General features: G+C 65.1%; 12 protein-coding genes. 8 read left to right on the forward strand and 4 right to left on the reverse strand.

The genetic code is table 11. From position 1 onward, the window contains the following. Positions 1-16 precede the first annotated feature (16 nt). Together treS and ACNFG0_RS10180 are read right to left on the reverse strand one after the other, a co-directional pair. Positions 17-3,328: a maltose alpha-D-glucosyltransferase gene (treS, locus tag ACNFG0_RS10175; RefSeq protein WP_416764669.1), complete on the reverse strand. Its 3,312-nt coding sequence runs from the start codon at positions 3,326-3,328 to the stop codon at positions 17-19. Positions 3,329-3,512: 184 nt separating this feature from the next. Beyond that, positions 3,513-5,531: an alpha-1,4-glucan--maltose-1-phosphate maltosyltransferase gene (locus ACNFG0_RS10180; protein WP_416764671.1), complete on the reverse strand. Its 2,019-nt coding sequence runs from the start codon at positions 5,529-5,531 to the stop codon at positions 3,513-3,515. 138 nt (positions 5,532-5,669) lie between these two features. On the opposite strand from ACNFG0_RS10180, the gene ACNFG0_RS10185 reads away from it, so the two are divergent. Beyond that, positions 5,670-5,834: a hypothetical protein gene (locus ACNFG0_RS10185; protein ID WP_196145866.1), complete on the forward strand. Its 165-nt coding sequence runs from the start codon at positions 5,670-5,672 to the stop codon at positions 5,832-5,834. A gap of 108 nt (positions 5,835-5,942) precedes the next feature. Here ACNFG0_RS10185 and ACNFG0_RS10190 read toward each other — a convergent pair whose 3' ends face one another. Next, entirely contained in the window at positions 5,943-7,613 is a 1,671-nt protein-coding gene (locus ACNFG0_RS10190; protein WP_196166501.1) for an AMP-binding protein, read from the reverse strand. A 214-nt stretch (positions 7,614-7,827) separates the two neighbouring features. Here ACNFG0_RS10190 and ACNFG0_RS10195 point away from each other — a divergent pair, with 214 nt between their 5' ends. Genes ACNFG0_RS10195 through ACNFG0_RS10210 form a run of 4 tightly spaced genes read left to right on the forward strand, consistent with a single transcriptional unit; the run spans position 7,828 to position 13,383 of the window. Further along, a complete protein-coding gene (locus tag ACNFG0_RS10195) occupies positions 7,828-8,991 on the forward strand; it encodes an isovaleryl-CoA dehydrogenase (protein WP_196145868.1) in 1,164 nt (387 codons plus the stop codon). 19 nt (positions 8,992-9,010) lie between these two features. Next, positions 9,011-10,618, forward strand: a complete 1,608-nt coding sequence (locus ACNFG0_RS10200) for a carboxyl transferase domain-containing protein (RefSeq protein ID WP_196145869.1) — start codon at positions 9,011-9,013, stop codon at positions 10,616-10,618. Between the two features lie 3 nt (positions 10,619-10,621). Then, a complete protein-coding gene (locus ACNFG0_RS10205; protein ID WP_416764674.1) occupies positions 10,622-11,434 on the forward strand; it encodes a gamma-carboxygeranoyl-CoA hydratase in 813 nt (270 codons plus the stop codon). Further along, a complete protein-coding gene (locus ACNFG0_RS10210; protein ID WP_416764676.1) occupies positions 11,431-13,383 on the forward strand; it encodes an acetyl/propionyl/methylcrotonyl-CoA carboxylase subunit alpha in 1,953 nt (650 codons plus the stop codon). The genes ACNFG0_RS10205 and ACNFG0_RS10210 overlap by 4 nt, the downstream gene beginning before the upstream one ends. 140 nt (positions 13,384-13,523) lie before the next feature. Here the strand turns inward: ACNFG0_RS10210 and ACNFG0_RS10215 are convergent, their stop codons facing one another. After that, a complete protein-coding gene (locus ACNFG0_RS10215) occupies positions 13,524-14,177 on the reverse strand; it encodes a LexA family protein (RefSeq protein WP_416764691.1) in 654 nt (217 codons plus the stop codon). Positions 14,178-14,307: 130 nt separating this feature from the next. Here ACNFG0_RS10215 and ACNFG0_RS10220 point away from each other — a divergent pair, with 130 nt between their 5' ends. From ACNFG0_RS10220 to ACNFG0_RS10230, 3 genes are all read left to right on the forward strand, one after another. After that, positions 14,308-14,625 carry a DUF6124 family protein gene (locus tag ACNFG0_RS10220; protein WP_196145872.1) on the forward strand — a complete coding sequence of 106 codons (318 nt, stop codon included), beginning with the start codon at positions 14,308-14,310 and terminating at the stop codon, positions 14,623-14,625. 433 nt (positions 14,626-15,058) lie between these two features. Next, the gene (locus tag ACNFG0_RS10225; protein WP_416764678.1) at positions 15,059-15,574 is read left to right on the forward strand and encodes a DUF4880 domain-containing protein; all 516 of its coding nucleotides are present in this window, start codon (positions 15,059-15,061) and stop codon (positions 15,572-15,574) included. 259 nt (positions 15,575-15,833) lie between these two features. Beyond that, on the forward strand, positions 15,834-16,095 hold a 262-nt coding region (locus ACNFG0_RS10230), incomplete at its 3' end, for a toxin VasX (RefSeq protein ID WP_416764680.1).

Below are 16,095 nucleotides of genomic sequence, written 5' to 3' on the forward strand. Positions count from 1 at the left end.
CCCGTGAATATCGAACTCACAACTCACCCCAGGTACTGATCAACCCATGCAGCCCATGCAAAGGCACGGCCAGCCAACCCGGACGGTTCTCGGCTTCGTAGGTGATTTCGTAGGCGGCTTTTTCCAGGCAGAACAACTCCAGCGCGGCACGCTCGCCCTCGGCCTGCTCCCAAGCATGGGGCATGGCGGCAGTGGCCAGGCCATAGGCCTCGACAAAGGCATGGCGCGACTGGTGCAGGTACTGCCGGGCGACTCGCTGCCGGGCTTGGCGCGCAGCATCGGAGAGGTCTACCGCCGAGGCGCTGCGCAGGATCATCGCAGCAGCATAGTCGAACGAACGCAGCACGCCGCTGACATCCTTGTACGGGCTGTGCTTGGCGCGCCGCTCCGTCAGCGGCCGCGCGGGCTCGCCTTCGAAATCGATCAGGTAGGCATCGCCCTGCACCACCAGCACCTGGCCCAGGTGCAGGTCGCCATGCACACGCATCAGCAGGCCGCCCTGGGCCTGTCGGGCCAGGGTGTCGACGTGCTGGGTCAGGCCGTCGCGCTGTTGCAGCAAGTCGTCGACCAGGGCCTGGCTGTCGCCGTCGAGGCCATCGCGATGCTGGGCCAGCAGGTCCAGTGCGTGGGTAAGCTCGGCGCTGATCTGCGTACTCCAGCGGGCGCAGTCTTGTTCGCTGCTGGGACGCGGCTGGAACGCCCCGTCGTCGCTGGGGGCGGCCAGCAACAGGTGCATCTCGCCCAGGCGCTGGCCGAGCAAGGCGGCGAAGCCTGTGAGTTCGGCCAGGGCGTCAGTGTGCGCCTCGGGCTCGACGGTGGAAGGCTCCATCTCGTCGCGCACGGCACGCTCCAAGGTATTCTGCGTCCAGTCCCAGGCATCGCCCTGGTTGTTCAGGTAACCCTGGGCGATCATCAGCAGGTGCGGCTGGCCCTGCTCGTCCACGCGACTGACCCACGCCAGCAGCGGCGAGATATTGCCAAAGCCGGCGGCGGTCAGGTAGGCGCTCATTTCCAGCTCCGGGTGGATGCCTGGGTTGACCCGGCGAATCAGCTTGAGCACGAGGCTGCCGCCCACCACCACCGAGCTGTTGGACTGTTCGGCGCTGAGGTAGCGTACTTCGCTGTCTTCGTTGAGTTCCAGGGTGGCCAGCTGTGCGGTGCTGTCGAAGCGCAGCTCGCCGGTGCCACAGGCCAGGCGGGTACCGGCCTGGCAGTTGCCCAGTACGGCACGGATGAACGGCTCGAGCACGAAGGCGTCGGTGATCAAGCCTACCTGGCGGCCCCGGCGCACCCGCGACAATGCCAATTGTTGCGGCCAGGCGCTGTTGATCTGCTCTTCAGGTAGCAGGCCGAACGGCAGCTGGTAGTGCTGCACGGCGCCGTCGCTGTGGACTTCCAGCTCGCTGAGTAGCACCGGCGTGGTGGCCGTGGCCAGGCGCACGCCATAGTTCAGGCGCACTTGGTCGATCGGCCCCTGCTTGCCGGCGAACCAGCGGCGCTTGGGCAGGTACTGGGGCAGGATGGTGGTTTGCAGGGTGTCGCTGGAGGGCGCTTCGAGCAGCTCTTCCATGCGTTTGCGCAGTACCAGGGTGGTCAGCTCCGGCAGGCCTTCGGCCGGTTCCAGGTGCCAGCTGGGCATGCGGTCGCGCGAAGCCAGCAGGAACCAGTAGAAGCCGTAGGGCGGCAAGGTCAGCAGGAATGGCAGCTGGCCAATGGGCGGGAAGGCGCTGCCGCCGAGCATCTCTACCGGGACCTTGTCGGCATACGGCGCCAGGTCAAGCTCGGCGGCCTGGGCAGCGCGAGAGACGTTGGCCACGCACAGTACGATCTCGGTGTTGCCCTCGGCATCGGTGTATTCGCGGATGTAGGCCAGGATGCGCCGGTTGCTGGGCGTGAGCATCTTCAAGGTGCCCCGGCCGAAGGCCTTCTGCTGCTTGCGTACGGCCAGCAGGCGCCGGTTCCAGTTGAGCAACGAGTGCGGGTCGTGGGATTGGGCCTCGACGTTGACGGTCTGGTAGCCGTAGAGCGGGTCCATGATCGGCGGCAGCACCAAGCGCTGGGGGTCGGCACGGGAGAAACCGCCATTGCGGTCCGGCGACCACTGCATGGGCGTGCGCACACCGTCGCGGTCGCCCAAGTAGATGTTATCGCCCATACCCAGCTCGTCGCCGTAGTACAGGGTCGGCGTGCCAGGCATGGACAACAGCAGGCTGGTGAGCAGCTCGATGCGCCGGCGGTCACGCTGCAGCAGCGGCGCCAGGCGTCGGCGGATGCCCAGGTTGATACGCGCGCGGCGGTCTTCGGCGTAGTAGTTCCACAAGTAGTCGCGCTCGCGGTCGGTGACCATCTCGAGGGTGAGCTCATCGTGGTTGCGCAGGAAGATCGCCCACTGGCAGTTGGCCGGGATCTCCGGGGTCTGGCGCAGGATGTCGGTGATGGGGAAGCGGTCTTCCATGGCCAGGGCCATGTACATGCGCGGCATCAGCGGGAAGTGGAAGGCCATGTGGCACTCGTCGCCGTCGCCCTCGCCGAAATACGGCCGGGTGTCCTCGGGCCACTGGTTGGCCTCGGCCAGAAGCATGCGGTCGGGGTAGTTGGCGTCGATTTCGGCGCGGATGGCCTTGAGCACCGCGTGGGTCTCGGGCAGGTTCTCGTTGTTGGTGCCGTCGCGCTCGATCAGATAGGGAATAGCGTCCAGGCGCAGGCCATCGACGCCCAGGTCGAGCCAGAAGCGCATCACGCCGATCACCGCCTTCATCACCTGCGGGTTGTCGAAGTTCAGGTCCGGCTGGTGAGAGTAGAAACGGTGCCAGAAGTACTGCCCGGCGACCGGGTCCCAGGTCCAGTTGGACTTCTCGGTGTCGAGGAAGATGATCCGCGTGCCGTCGTATTTCTGGTCGTCGTCCGACCACACGTAGAAGTCCCGGGCCTTGCTGCCGCGCTTGGCGTGACGGGCGCGCTGGAACCAGGGGTGCTGGTCGGAGGTATGGTTGATGACCAGCTCGGTGATCACCCGCAGGCCGCGCTTGTGGGCCTCGGCGATGAAGCGCCGGGCGTCGGCCATGCTGCCGTAGTCGGAGTGCACGGCTTTGTATTCGGCGATGTCGTAGCCATCGTCGCGCCGTGGCGAGGGGTAGAACGGCAGCAGCCAGAGGGTGTTGACGCCCAGGTCGGCGATATAGTCGAGCTTGCTCATCAACCCGGCGAAATCACCGATGCCGTCGTTGTTGGCGTCGAAGAACGACTTCACGTGCAATTGGTAGATCACCGCGTCCTTGTACCACAGCGGGTCGTCGATGAAGGCTTGTGGGCGGGAACGCTTGGCCATGGGCGACTCCTTCCTGTCTTGGCTGCCATTGAGGCCGCTTCGCGGCCTATCGCGGGACAAGCCCGCTCCTACAGGTCCAGTGTTGTCATCATGCAACGCGGCCCCCGGGGGAGCCCTTGCGGTCCGTCATGCGGCACGGCCCCTGTGGGAGCGGGCTTGTCCCGCGATGGGCTGCGCAACGGCCCTAATGGGGTTTCTCTATGCGCCAGATACCGAACGGCAGATGCCATGGCTCGATGCGCATCCATTGGGTCTTGCCGTGCCAGGTCCAGCGGTGGCCGTTCATCAGGTCCTCACCATGGGTGTCGGCGGCGTCGTCCAGCCCCAGCTCCCACAGCGGCAACTCGAAGTGCGCCTCCTGGGCGTTGTGCGGGTCCAGGCTCACGGCCACCAGGATGTAGTTGTCGCGCTCCGGAGTGCGCTTGCCGAAGTACAGGATGTTGTCGTTCCAGCAGTTGAAGAACTCGATGCCCAGGTGGGTCTGCAGGGCGCGGTTCTGCCGGCGGATGCGATTGAGCTGGGCGATCTCGGCGACGATGTTGCCCGGTTGGGTGAAGTCCCGCGGGCGGATCTCGTACTTCTCCGAATCCAGGTACTCCTCCTTGCCCGGCAGCGGCGTGCCTTCGCACAGCTCGAAGCCCGAATACATGCCCCACAGCCCGGAGCCCATGGTCGCCAGGGCGGCGCGGATGAGAAAGCCCGCGCGTCCACTGGTCTGCAGGAAGTAGGGGTTGATGTCCGGCGTGTTGACGAAGAAGTTGGGCCGGTAGCAATGGCGCCATGGCGCCTGGTTGAGTTCCTGAAGGTATTCGCGCAGCTCCTGCTTGGTGTTGCGCCAGGTGAAGTAGGTGTAGCTCTGGGCGTAGCCGACCTTGCCCAGGCGCGCCATCATCGCCGGGCGAGTGAAGGCCTCGGCGAGGAAAATCACGTCCGGGTAGCGGCTGCGTACATTGGCGATCAGCCATTGCCAGAACGGCAGCGGCTTGGTGTGCGGGTTGTCGACACGGAAGGTGCGCACGCCCTCCTCGACCCAGCCGACCACTACATCGCGCAGGGCCAACCACAGCGATGGCACGGCCTCGGCGGCGTAGAAGTCGACGTTGACGATGTCCTGGTATTTCTTCGGCGGGTTCTCGGCGTAACGGATGGTGCCGTCGGGGCGCCAGCTGAACCAACCGGGATGTTCGGTTAGCCAGGGGTGGTCCTGGGAGCACTGGATGGCGAAGTCCAAGGCGATCTCCAGGCCATGCTCGGCGGCAGCGGCCACCAGGCGGCGGAAATCCTCGCGGCTGCCCAGCTGTGGGTGGATGGCATCGTGACCGCCTTCGGGGCTGCCGATGGCATAGGGGCTGCCCGGGTCGCCTGGCTCGGCCTGCAAGGCGTTGTTGCGGCCCTTGCGGTGCTTGTTGCCAATGGGGTGGATTGGCGGGAAGTACAGCACGTCGAAGCCCATGTCACGGATCATCGGCAGGCGCTGGTGCACGTCGTTGAACGTGCCATGGCGCTCAGGGCGGTCGGTGATCGAGCGTGGGAACAGCTCGTACCAGCTGGCGAACAAGGCCTGTTCACGGTCCACATCCACCGGAAACTCAGCGCTGCGAGTCAGGTAGCTGCGGTGCTCGGCCTCGCTCATCAGCAAGGCCGTGTCGGCCCGCAGCAGCAAGGCCACCTGGTCATCCGGGGCCAAGGTCGGCAGGCGCTGCTGCAATTGCTCGAGCTGCTCGCGCAACAGGCCGTCGCTGCGCTCGATGCCTTTGCCCAGCAGCAGCCGGCCCTCCTCCAGTTCGAGGGTGACGTCGACGCCCGCGTGGTACTTCTTCTCAAGGTCATGGCAATAGGTCGCGAACGGGTCTATCCAGGCCTCGATGCTGAACAGGTGCAGGCCCAGTTCCTGGGGCGTGAATTCGGCCAGCCATAGGTCATTGCCCGGTGAGTGCATCGGCGTGCAGTGCCAGCGCCGGCTGTGAGCCTGGCGCCAGTGCAGGGTCACCGCCAAGCGGTCATGGCCATCGGTATAGACCTTGCTGCTCACCGCCACCGGCTGGCCGCGCACCGCCTTGGTGGCGAAGGTGCCGGCATCGAGTACCGGCTGGGTGTCCTCGATCACGATACGTGGCGCCAGCAACGCCTGGGACAGGCTGATCGCCTGGTCCGGGTGATCATTGGCCATGGGCACGCTTTCGAAGGGCTCATTACCTGACATCGAACCTTGCTCCCTTTTGCAGTGGCGGTAAGGGTTCAGAGCCGTGGGAGCTGCCGGGGGTTCAAAAAAATTGAGCGAACGACGCGGCGCCGAGTCAAAGCCTGCAACGACGCCGTATTTCCCCTGGGAGGCCAGGCCATGAGTATTCCCATTCCACCGGAGACGCCGGACCCGAACATCGACGACCCGACCCTGCCACCACCGGAGCCTGAAGAGGACCCGGAGGAGCCGACCAAGCCGGGCACGCCGCCGCCGGTGGGCGACCCGCCGAGCGAGGAGCCGCCGGTCAAAGGCAAAGGATAGACAAGGTTCAGGATCTCGATTCGGCAGTACCGGCCCTATCGCGGGGCAAGCCCACCCCCACAGGCATAGCGCTATGCCCCGCGATAGGGCCAGTAAGGCCTACCCAGGTTACAACTTGATCTCAGCAATGCTGATCTCGCGCATGCGGAACTTCTGCACCTTACCGGTCACCGTCATCGGGAACTCATCGACGAACCGGTAATGCCGCGGCACCTTGAAATGGGCGATGTGCGCTTTGCACCACTGCTGCAATTGCTCGGCGGTCGCGCTGTGCCCAGGGTGCAGCTTGATCCACGCGACCACCTCTTCCCCATACCGGCTGCAGGGGATGCCGATCACCTGGGCATCGGCCACCGCCGGGTGGGTATGGAAGAACTCCTCGAGCTCGCGCGGGTAGATGTTCTCGCCTCCGCGAATGATCATGTCCTTGTTGCGCCCGACGATGCGCACATAGCCCTGCTCGTCCATTACCGCCAGGTCGCCGGTGTGCATCCAGCCGGCCGGGTCGATGGCGTCCTGGGTGGCCTGGGGGTTGCCCCAGTAGCCGAGCATGACGCTATAGCCGCGGGTGCACAGCTCGCCGATCTCGCCCCGCGGGACGATATTGCCGTGCTCGTCCACCAGCTTGCTTTCCAGCTGCGGCTGGGTGCGGCCGACCGTGGTCACGCGCAACTCCAGCTCATCGTCCGGGCCGGTCTGCAGCGACACCGGGCTGGTCTCGGTCATGCCGTAGGCGATCTGTACCTGAGCCATGTGCATCTGCTCGATCACCCGGCGCATCACCTCGATCGGACAGGTGGCGCCGGCCATGATGCCGCTGCGCAGGCTGGACAGGTCCAGCCCGGCGCGGCCGGGGTGGTCGAGCATGGCGATGAACATGGTCGGCACGCCATAGAGGATGCTGGCGCGCTCCTCGGCCACGGTCTGCAAGGTCAGGCCTGGGTCGAAGGCATCGTTGGGGTAGATCATGGTGCTGCCATGGGTGACGCAACCCAAATTGGCCATGACCATGCCGAAGCAGTGATACAGCGGCACCGGGATCACCATGCGGTCGCGCTCGGACAAGCCCAGGCTTTCACCGACCATGTAGCCGTTGTTGAGGATGTTGTAGTGGCTGAGCGTGGCCCCCTTGGGCGCGCCGGTGGTACCGGAGGTGTACTGGATGTTCACCGGCTGGTCGAACTGCAGGCTGCGCTGGCGGGCCTCGAAGGCCTCGGGAGCCGTCTGCCCTGCCCGCTCGGCCAGGTGGCCCCAGGGCAGGAAGCCGACCGGCGGGTTCGCTGCCAGGCTGACCACTCCACGCAACGCCGGGAGCCGCTCGCTGGCCAGCTGGCCAAGCGTGCAGGTAGCAAGCTCGGGAGCCAGGCCCAGGACCATGGCATGGTAGTCAGACGTCTTGAAGGCATCGGCGCAGACCAGCCAGCTGCAACCGGACTGGCGCAGTACGTATTCCAGCTCACCGACCCGGTAGGCCGGGTTGATGTTGACCAGGATCGCGCCGACCTTGGCGCTGGCCAGTTGCAGGATGCACCACTGGGCACAGTTGGGCGCCCAAATCCCGACCCGGTCACCGACCTGCACGCCCAGGGCCATCAGCGCCCTGGCATGGCCATCGACTGCCTCGGCCAGTTGCCGCCAGCTGTAGCGAAGCCCCTGGTGCCGCACCACCAGGGCCTCGCCGTCGGGGTAGCGGGCCACGGTGGCGTCGAAGGCCTGGCCGATGGTCAGGGTCAACAACGGGCGGTCCTGACGGCCGCGGGTGTAGCTTGGTTGACTCATGGATGTCCCTTCTTGTGGTTGTTCTGGGCATGACTGAAGCAAGCGCGGCTACTCTGGCGCAGATTTACGTTAACGTAAAGGTCACGAGTCGATTGACAGCTTCCAAAGCCAGGTTTACGTTAACGTAAAGGTGAAAAACGAACGCCAGGTTTGCACCTACCCTGTAGGAGGCGGTGCAACATCCCTTATTTCAAGAACAAGAAGGTGCCCCCGCATGCATTACCCCACCCTGAACTTCGCCTTGGGCGAAACCATCGACATGCTCCGCGACCAGGTGCGCACCTTCGTTGCCGCCGAGCTGGCCCCGCGCGCCGCGCAGATCGACCAGGACAACCTGTTCCCCGCCGACATGTGGCGCAAGTTCGGCGACATGGGCCTGCTGGGCATCACAGTGCCGGAGGAATACGGCGGCGCGGGCCTGGGCTATCTGGCCCACGTGGTGTCGATGGAAGAGATCAGCCGTGGCTCGGCCTCGGTGGCGTTGTCCTATGGCGCCCATTCCAACCTGTGCGTCAACCAGATCAACCGCAACGGCACCCATGAGCAGAAGCAAAAATACCTGCCCAAGCTGATCAGCGGCGAGCACATCGGCGCCCTGGCCATGAGCGAACCCAACGCCGGCTCCGATGTGGTGTCGATGAAGCTGCGCGCCGAGAAGCGCGGCGACCGCTACGTGCTCAACGGCAGCAAGACCTGGATCACCAACGGCCCCGATGCCAACACCTACGTGATCTACGCCAAGACCGACCTGGACAAGGGCCCCCACGGTATCACCGCATTCATCGTCGAGCGCGACTGGAAAGGCTTCTCGCGCAGCAACAAGTTCGACAAGCTGGGCATGCGCGGTTCCAACACCTGCGAGCTGTTCTTCGATGGCGTGGAAGTGCCCGAAGAAAACATCCTCGGCCAGCTCAACGGTGGCGTACGGGTACTGATGAGCGGCCTGGACTACGAGCGCGTGGTGCTCTCCGGTGGCCCGACCGGGATCATGCAGAGCTGCATGGACCTGGTGGTGCCGTACATCCATGACCGCAAGCAGTTCGGCCAGAGCATCGGCGAGTTCCAGCTGATCCAAGGCAAGATCGCCGACATGTACACTCAGCTCAACGCCAGCCGCGCCTACCTGTATGCCGTGGCGCAAGCCTGCGACCGCGGCGAGACCACCCGCAAGGACGCCGCCGGGGTAATCCTCTACACCGCCGAGCGCGCCACCCAGATGGCCCTGGAGGCGATCCAGATCCTGGGCGGCAATGGCTATATCAACGAATTCCCGGCTGGCCGCCTGCTACGCGACGCCAAGCTGTACGAGATCGGCGCCGGCACCAGCGAGATCCGGCGGATGCTGATCGGTCGCGAACTGTTCAACGAAACCCGCTGAGCACGAGGAACCGGCGCCAATGGCTACCTTGCATACCCAGATCAACCCGCGCTCGGCGGAGTTCGCCGCCAACAGCGCGGCCATGCGCGAGCAGGTCCAGGCCCTGCGCACCCTGCTCGCCCACGTCGCCCAGGGCGGCGGCCCGAAGGCCCAGGAGCGGCACACCTCACGGGGCAAGCTGCTGCCGCGCGAGCGCATCGACCGGCTGCTCGACCCAGGCTCGCCGTTCCTCGAGATCGGCCAACTGGCCGCCCATGAGGTGTATGGCGAAGACGTACCCGCCGCCGGCGTGATCGCCGGCATCGGTCGCATCGAAGGGGTGGAATGCATGGTCGTGGCCAACGACGCCACGGTCAAAGGCGGCTCCTACTACCCGCTGACGGTGAAGAAGCACCTGCGCGCCCAGGCCATCGCCCTGCAGAACCGCCTGCCGTGCATCTACCTGGTGGACTCCGGTGGGGCCAACCTGCCACGCCAGGACGAGGTGTTCCCCGACCGCGAGCACTTCGGGCGGATCTTCTTCAACCAGGCCAACATGAGCGCCCTGGGCATTGCGCAGATCGCCGTGGTGATGGGCTCGTGCACCGCCGGCGGCGCCTACGTGCCGGCCATGGCCGACGAAGCGATCATGGTGCGCCAGCAGGCGACCATCTTCCTTGCTGGCCCGCCCTTGGTGAAGGCTGCCACCGGCGAGGTGGTGAGCGCCGAGGACCTGGGCGGCGCCGATGTGCATTGCCGCACCAGCGGCGTGGCCGACCACTATGCCGACAACGACGAGCATGCCCTGGCCCTGGCCCGGCGCAGCGTGGCCAACCTCAATTGGCACAAGCTCGGCAAGCTGCAGCGCCAGGCGCCGATCGCCCCGCTGTACGACGCCGAGGAACTGTACGGCGTGGTCCCCGCCGACGCCAAGCAGCCGTTCGATGTGCGCGAAGTGATCGCGCGCCTGGTCGATGGCTCGGTGTTCGATGAATTCAAGGCGTTGTTCGGCACCACCCTGGTATGCGGTTTCGCCCACCTGCACGGCTACCCGGTGGCGATCCTGGCCAACAACGGCATCCTCTTCGCCGAAGCGGCGCAAAAAGGCGCGCACTTCATCGAGCTGGCCTGCCAGCGCGGCATCCCGCTGCTGTTCCTGCAGAACATCACAGGCTTCATGGTCGGCAAGAAATACGAGGAAGGTGGCATCGCCAAGCACGGCGCCAAGCTGGTGACCGCGGTCGCCTGCGCCCAGGTGCCAAAGTTCACGGTGATCATCGGTGGCAGCTTCGGTGCCGGCAACTACGGCATGTGCGGCCGCGCCTACGACCCGCGCTTCCTATGGATGTGGCCCAACGCGCGCATCGGCGTGATGGGCGCCGAGCAGGCCGCAGGCGTGCTGGCCCAGGTCAAGCGCGAGCAGAGCGAACGCGCCGGCAGCGCCTTCAGCGCCGAGGACGAGGCCAGGCTCAAGCAGCCCATCCTCGACCAGTACGAGCGCCAGGGCCACCCCTACTACTCCAGCGCAAGGCTGTGGGACGACGGTGTCATCGACCCGGCGCAAACCCGCGACGTGCTCGGCTTGGCGTTGTCCGCCGCGCTGAACGCCCCGATCGAACAGAGCCGCTTCGGCATTTTCCGGATGTGACCGATGAGCGATTTCAGCACCCTGGAAGTCATCAAGGACCCTCGCGGTTTCGCCACCCTGTGGCTCAGCCGCGAAGACAAGAACAATGCCTTCAACGCGCAGATGATCCGTGAATTGATCGTCGCCCTCGACCAGCTCGCCGAAGATGCCAGCCTGCGTTTCGTGCTGCTGCGCGGCCGTGGCCGGCACTTCAGCGCCGGTGCCGACCTCGCCTGGATGCAGCAGTCGGCGCAGCTGGATTTCAACACCAACCTGGACGACGCCCATGAGCTGGGCGAGCTGATGTATGCCCTGCACCGGCTCAAGGCTCCGACCTTGGCCGTGGTGCAAGGGGCAGCCTTCGGCGGAGCCCTGGGCCTGATCAGCTGCTGCGACATGGCCATCGGCGCCGAGGACGCCCAGCTGTGCCTGTCGGAAGTGCGCATCGGCCTGGCCCCGGCAGTGATCAGTCCGTTCGTGGTCAAGGCCATCGGCGAACGCGCCGCGCGTCGCTATGCCCTGACCGCCGAACGTTTCAGTGGCGTGCGGGCCCACGAGCTGGGCCTTCTGGCCGAGGTCTACCCGGCCGCCGAACTCGACACCCAAGTCCAAGCCTGGATAGACAACCTGTTGCAGAACAGCCCCCAGGCCTTGCGTGCCACCAAGGACCTGCTGCGCGAAGTGGACGACGGCGAACTCAGCCCCGCGCTGCGCCGCTACTGCGAGAACACCATCGCCCGCATCCGTGTCAGCCCCGAAGGCCAGGAGGGCCTGCGCGCCTTCTTGGAAAAACGCCGCCCCGCCTGGCAAGCCAACGAGAAGGAACCGCGCCCATGAGCCGCCCCACCCTGACCACCCTGCTGGTCGCCAACCGTGGCGAGATCGCCTGCCGGGTCATGCGCACCGCCAAGGCCATGGGCCTGACCACGGTGGCCGTGCACAGCGCCACCGATCGCGACGCCCGCCACAGCCGCGAAGCCGACATCCGCATCGACCTGGGCGGCACCAAGGCCGCCGAGAGCTACCTGGTGATCGACAAGCTACTGGCGGCAGCCAAGGCCAGCGGCGCCCAGGCCATCCACCCAGGCTATGGCTTCCTCTCCGAGAACGCAGGCTTCGCCCGCGCCATCGAACAGGCCGGGCTGATCTTCCTCGGCCCGCCTGCCAGCGCCATCGACGCCATGGGCAGCAAGTCGGCGGCCAAGGCACTGATGGAAGCAGCAGGCGTGCCGCTGGTACCGGGCTACCACGGTGAAGCCCAGGACCTGGAGACCTTCCGCGCCGCCGCCGAGCGCATCGGCTACCCGGTGCTGCTCAAGGCCAGTGCCGGTGGTGGCGGCAAGGGCATGAAGGTGGTCGAGGAAGAAAGCCAGTTGGCCGATGCCCTGGCCTCGGCGCAGCGTGAGGCGCAGTCGTCGTTCGGCGATGCGCGCATGCTGGTGGAAAAGTACGTGCTCAAGCCGCGCCATGTGGAGATCCAGGTGTTCGCCGATCAACACGGGAACTGCCTGTACCTCAACGAGCGCGACTGCTCGATCCAGCGCCGCCATCAGAAAGTAGTCGAGGAAGCCCCGGCCCCAGGGCTGTCCACCGAGCTGCGCAAGGCCATGGGCGAGGCCGCCGTACGCGCTGCCCAGGCCATCGGCTACGTCGGCGCGGGCACCGTCGAGTTCCTGCTCGATGCCCGTGGCGAGTTCTTCTTCATGGAAATGAACACGCGCCTGCAGGTGGAGCATCCGGTCACCGAGGCCATTACCGGCCTGGACCTGGTGGCCTGGCAGATCCGCGTGGCCTGCGGTGAGCCGCTGCCGATCACCCAGGACCAGGTGCCGCTGGTCGGCCATGCCATCGAGGTGCGCCTGTACGCGGAAGATCCGGCCAACGAATTCCTGCCCGCCACCGGCACCTTGGCGCTGTACCGCGAATCGGCACCCGGCGAGGGCCGCCGGGTGGACAGCGGGGTCAGCGAGGGTGATGGGGTCTCGCCCTTCTACGACCCGATGCTGGGCAAACTGATCGCCTGGGGCCAGGACCGCGAGCAAGCCCGCCTGCGCCTGCTGGCCATGCTCGACGAATTCGCCGTCGGCGGGCTGAAGACCAACATCGCCTTCCTGCGCCGCATCCTCGCCCACCCGGCCTTCGCCGCAGCGGAACTGGACACCGGTTTCATTCCGCGCTACCAGGCCGAGTTGCTGCCCGCACCGAACGCGCTGCCGGCCACGTTCTGGCAGGCGGCCGCCGAGGCCTGGCTGCAAGGGAGCCCCGCCCACCAACGCCACGACGACCCCGCCTCGCCCTGGGCCCGGCGCGACGGCTTGCGCCTGGGCCTGGCGGCACACAGCAGCCTGCACCTGGCCAGTGGCGGGCAGGACCAGGCCGTGGCGCTGGAACACAGCGCGCCCTCGACCTGGCGCCTGGACGGCGAGCAGCTGTCCCACGATGTGGATGGCGTGCGCCGTCGACACCTGGCCATCCGCCGTGAGGGCACCCTGTACCTGCAATGGGACGGGGAAATGCATGCCGTGAGCGTCTTCGACCCGATCGCCGAAGCCGAAGCCAGCCACAGCCACCAGGGTGGCTTGGGCGCGCCCATGAACGGCAGTATCGTGCGGGTATTGGTGGAGCCGGGCCAAGTGGTCGAGGCCGGTACCGCGCTGGTGGTGCTGGAGGCGATGAAGATGGAGCACAGCATCCGCGCCCCCCACGGCGGCACGGTCAAGGCCCTGTTCTGCCAGGAGGGGGATATGGTCAGCGAGGGCGCGGTGCTGGTGGATCTGGCCGAATGATGCAAAGGGCCGCTGCGCGGCCCAATCGCGGGGCAAGCCTGCTCCTTTGGGCTGCGCTGTCGCGCAGAGAACAAGCGGCTAGCGCCGCCCCCTGTGGGAGCGAGCTTGCACGCGATTGGGCCGCGGAGCAGCCCGGCGATCTAGAACTTGCCGTGCACCCGCACAACGACCCCAAGAAACTCGCACCCGTCTTCACATAGAACGGTCGGATACCGCGTATTCAACGGCCTGAGCATTCGCTCTCCACCCTCCTCGATCAGTTGCCTGAGAACCGCCGCCTTGCCCGGCTGGCGGGCGATCACCAGTTTGCCCGGCATCGGCTCGAGGCCCGCGTCCACCAGAATGAGCATGCCCTGGGGCACACTCGTACCGCTTGCGGCGTTCATCGAGTCGTTCTCGACAGGCAACCAGAATGCATTGCCGGCCGGCATGTAGTCGGTCTGCTCGGACTCTTCGACAGCGTCGGGCAAGGCCCCTTGCAAGTCGGCCCAGGCCAGCACCGGGAAGCGGAAACTGGCATAACGCAGCGCTTCGGGTGAAGGGGAGCGCTCCGAGGTATAGGCACCGGCCGGCTCACGCAACAGGCCGCGCTCTACCACCATGACCTGAGCCTTGAGGTAGACCAACCCGAGCTTCTCCAATTTTTCATTGATCGTCGCCAGGGTCGGCCTGCGGGTGCCACGCAACCAATGGCCCACGCCGCCTTGGGTCATCCCGAGGCGTTCGGCAAGCTCTAGTTGGTTAAGGCCATGTTCGCGCTTATAGCGCGCGAGAAATTCGTTCCAGTTTTCCATGGCCGAGAACAATACGGGCTGTATCCAGCGCATCAATACACATCCTGAATTATCTTGCTTGAGATAAATAATACATATTGACCTATCCTCCGTATTCACCACTCCGTAGTGACTGTGAGCAGGTATCAGGATGAAACCATCGAAAAACGAAGAAACAGATCTCGACAGCGAAGCCGCCCGCCGCGCCCTCGACTACTACCTCAACCCCGCGCCGCAGCGTCCCAACCTGGACAACAGAATCTGGACCCTGCACAGCGGCGTGTCTGCCAAGCAGGCACACGAGCACGCCCTGGCCCTGTTGCGCTGCGCCTCGGCTACCGCCCATGAAACGGCCACCCATCAACTCCAGGGGATGACGCGCGAAGTGATGTTCGCCCTGATGCACATGGTCGACATGGCCCGGGCGCTGCTGGAGCACGAGGAGGTGGCACGACAAGAAGGGAAATAAAGGATGACCGTGATCGCCGAACGGCAACGAAAGCCCCGCTTCTGGGGAGCAGGAGGGGCACCGGTAAAATTTTTTTACCGGGAAAGGTGAAATTCATTTGACTGGCAAATGATAACGATTATTATTGCACTCAGCTGGTCGCGAGACCCGCTGGATAACCTGGAAGCCCTTAGGTCGGACTCTCAGATTATCTCCTCATCAGGCTAATCACGGTTTTTGACCCGGCTTTTTGCCGGGTCTTTTTTTTGGCTCTTCAGGCTAATGAAGAAGGTTACCGCTTGATGGCCGCGATGATAGCAAAGACGTATCCATTCGTGAACGACTGTAACAACGTTTTGCGCGAACAGTACTTGAGAATCACTATCGTTAAGATTATGCTGCTCGCGCATCACGGAAGATGCCCCCTCCCCTCATGTTGAGCAAGGAGCTGTCCATGACCCGCCTGCCGCTGCCCCTTGAACACGGCACCCCTCGCCTCCAGTCGGCTACCGAAGACGTACTGCTCCATCGGCTCAAGCGCCTGCCGCGGCGCATCCAGCAAGTTTTCCTGCTCAACCGCCTCGATCAACTTGGCTTCGCCGCCATCGCCGAACGCCTGGGCCTGCCCCTCCTGGCGATCGAACGCCACATGAACCAGGCCCTGCAGGTCACCTGCGCGCCTGGCGATGCCTTGGCCCGCGTCGCCGGCCAATGGTACGTCCGCCTGCAAAATCCCGAAGCCACCGCCAGCGAACGCATCGACTTCCGTCGCTGGCTGGACGCGGCCCCAGAGCACCTGCACGCCTTCCACGACACTGAACTGCGCTGGCGCAACCTGCTCGCCCCGGCGCAACAGCTGGGTCATGACGGCTGGTACCGGCATGGCCGGGCCGCGCTGTCGTTGGGAGGGTGTTCGATTGCCGTGGGGCTCGGTGTTGTGACGGTCTTTTTCTTCGGCTTTTGGGTGTGAGAATTGGCCCTCTCAGCTTTGCTTTTGCCACGAGCAGATCCTGGATGCACTCGTCACATCTTTTCAGAAAGCGAAATTTCCCACGATGACTTCGGAAGCTATGGGGAAGACTGCCTATTGTTCATCGCCTTATGGTCCTTGTCTGCTTCCAACGTTTGAGCGGGTCTTGAACAGGCTCAGCTCAGTGACAGGACAAGGAATCCCATGAATAGCCCGCTCATGGAACGAGTTGTCGCCTTTATACCGGCCGGAGCTATCCATGAGCATCAGCAAATCCATCATCACCGCCATGCGCCAGGCGATCCCCAATCCCAACGGGACCTGCAACGCCTGCGAGCGAAGCGGCCTGCCCATCCTCCTGCTGCGTACCGCCTACGCTCCCAGGCCCCGCGCCACTACAGCACTCCCGCTGGCCCGTAACACCGAAGTCGCTGCCGTCCCGCTGCACGGGGACCAGCCACGCATCCTGCGTCAGGGTTATGTCTATGTCCTGCTGGACCAGGAAGTCTGGCAGGCCTACC

The sequence above is a fragment of the Pseudomonas sp. NY15372 genome, from assembly GCF_048068215.1.
GTDB lineage: Bacteria > Pseudomonadota > Gammaproteobacteria > Pseudomonadales > Pseudomonadaceae > Aquipseudomonas > Aquipseudomonas guariconensis_A.

Excerpts from the sequence above, each read along its gene's own strand:
- ACNFG0_RS10180 (WP_416764671.1), bottom strand. The coding sequence starts at position 5,531 with ATGTCAGGTAATGAGCCCTTCGAAAGCGTGCCCATGGCCAATGATCAC.
- ACNFG0_RS10225 (WP_416764678.1), top strand. The coding sequence starts at position 15,059 with ATGACCCGCCTGCCGCTGCCCCTTGAACACGGCACCCCTCGCCTCCAG.
- ACNFG0_RS10205 (WP_416764674.1), top strand. The coding sequence starts at position 10,622 with ATGAGCGATTTCAGCACCCTGGAAGTCATCAAGGACCCTCGCGGTTTC.
- ACNFG0_RS10210 (WP_416764676.1), top strand. The coding sequence starts at position 11,431 with ATGAGCCGCCCCACCCTGACCACCCTGCTGGTCGCCAACCGTGGCGAG.
- ACNFG0_RS10215 (WP_416764691.1), bottom strand. The coding sequence starts at position 14,177 with ATGGAAAACTGGAACGAATTTCTCGCGCGCTATAAGCGCGAACATGGC.
- ACNFG0_RS10190 (WP_196166501.1), bottom strand. The coding sequence starts at position 7,613 with ATGAGTCAACCAAGCTACACCCGCGGCCGTCAGGACCGCCCGTTGTTG.
- ACNFG0_RS10220 (WP_196145872.1), top strand. The coding sequence starts at position 14,308 with ATGAAACCATCGAAAAACGAAGAAACAGATCTCGACAGCGAAGCCGCC.
- ACNFG0_RS10185 (WP_196145866.1), top strand. The coding sequence starts at position 5,670 with ATGAGTATTCCCATTCCACCGGAGACGCCGGACCCGAACATCGACGAC.
- treS (WP_416764669.1), bottom strand. The coding sequence starts at position 3,328 with ATGGCCAAGCGTTCCCGCCCACAAGCCTTCATCGACGACCCGCTGTGG.
- ACNFG0_RS10200 (WP_196145869.1), top strand. The coding sequence starts at position 9,011 with ATGGCTACCTTGCATACCCAGATCAACCCGCGCTCGGCGGAGTTCGCC.
- ACNFG0_RS10195 (WP_196145868.1), top strand. The coding sequence starts at position 7,828 with ATGCATTACCCCACCCTGAACTTCGCCTTGGGCGAAACCATCGACATG.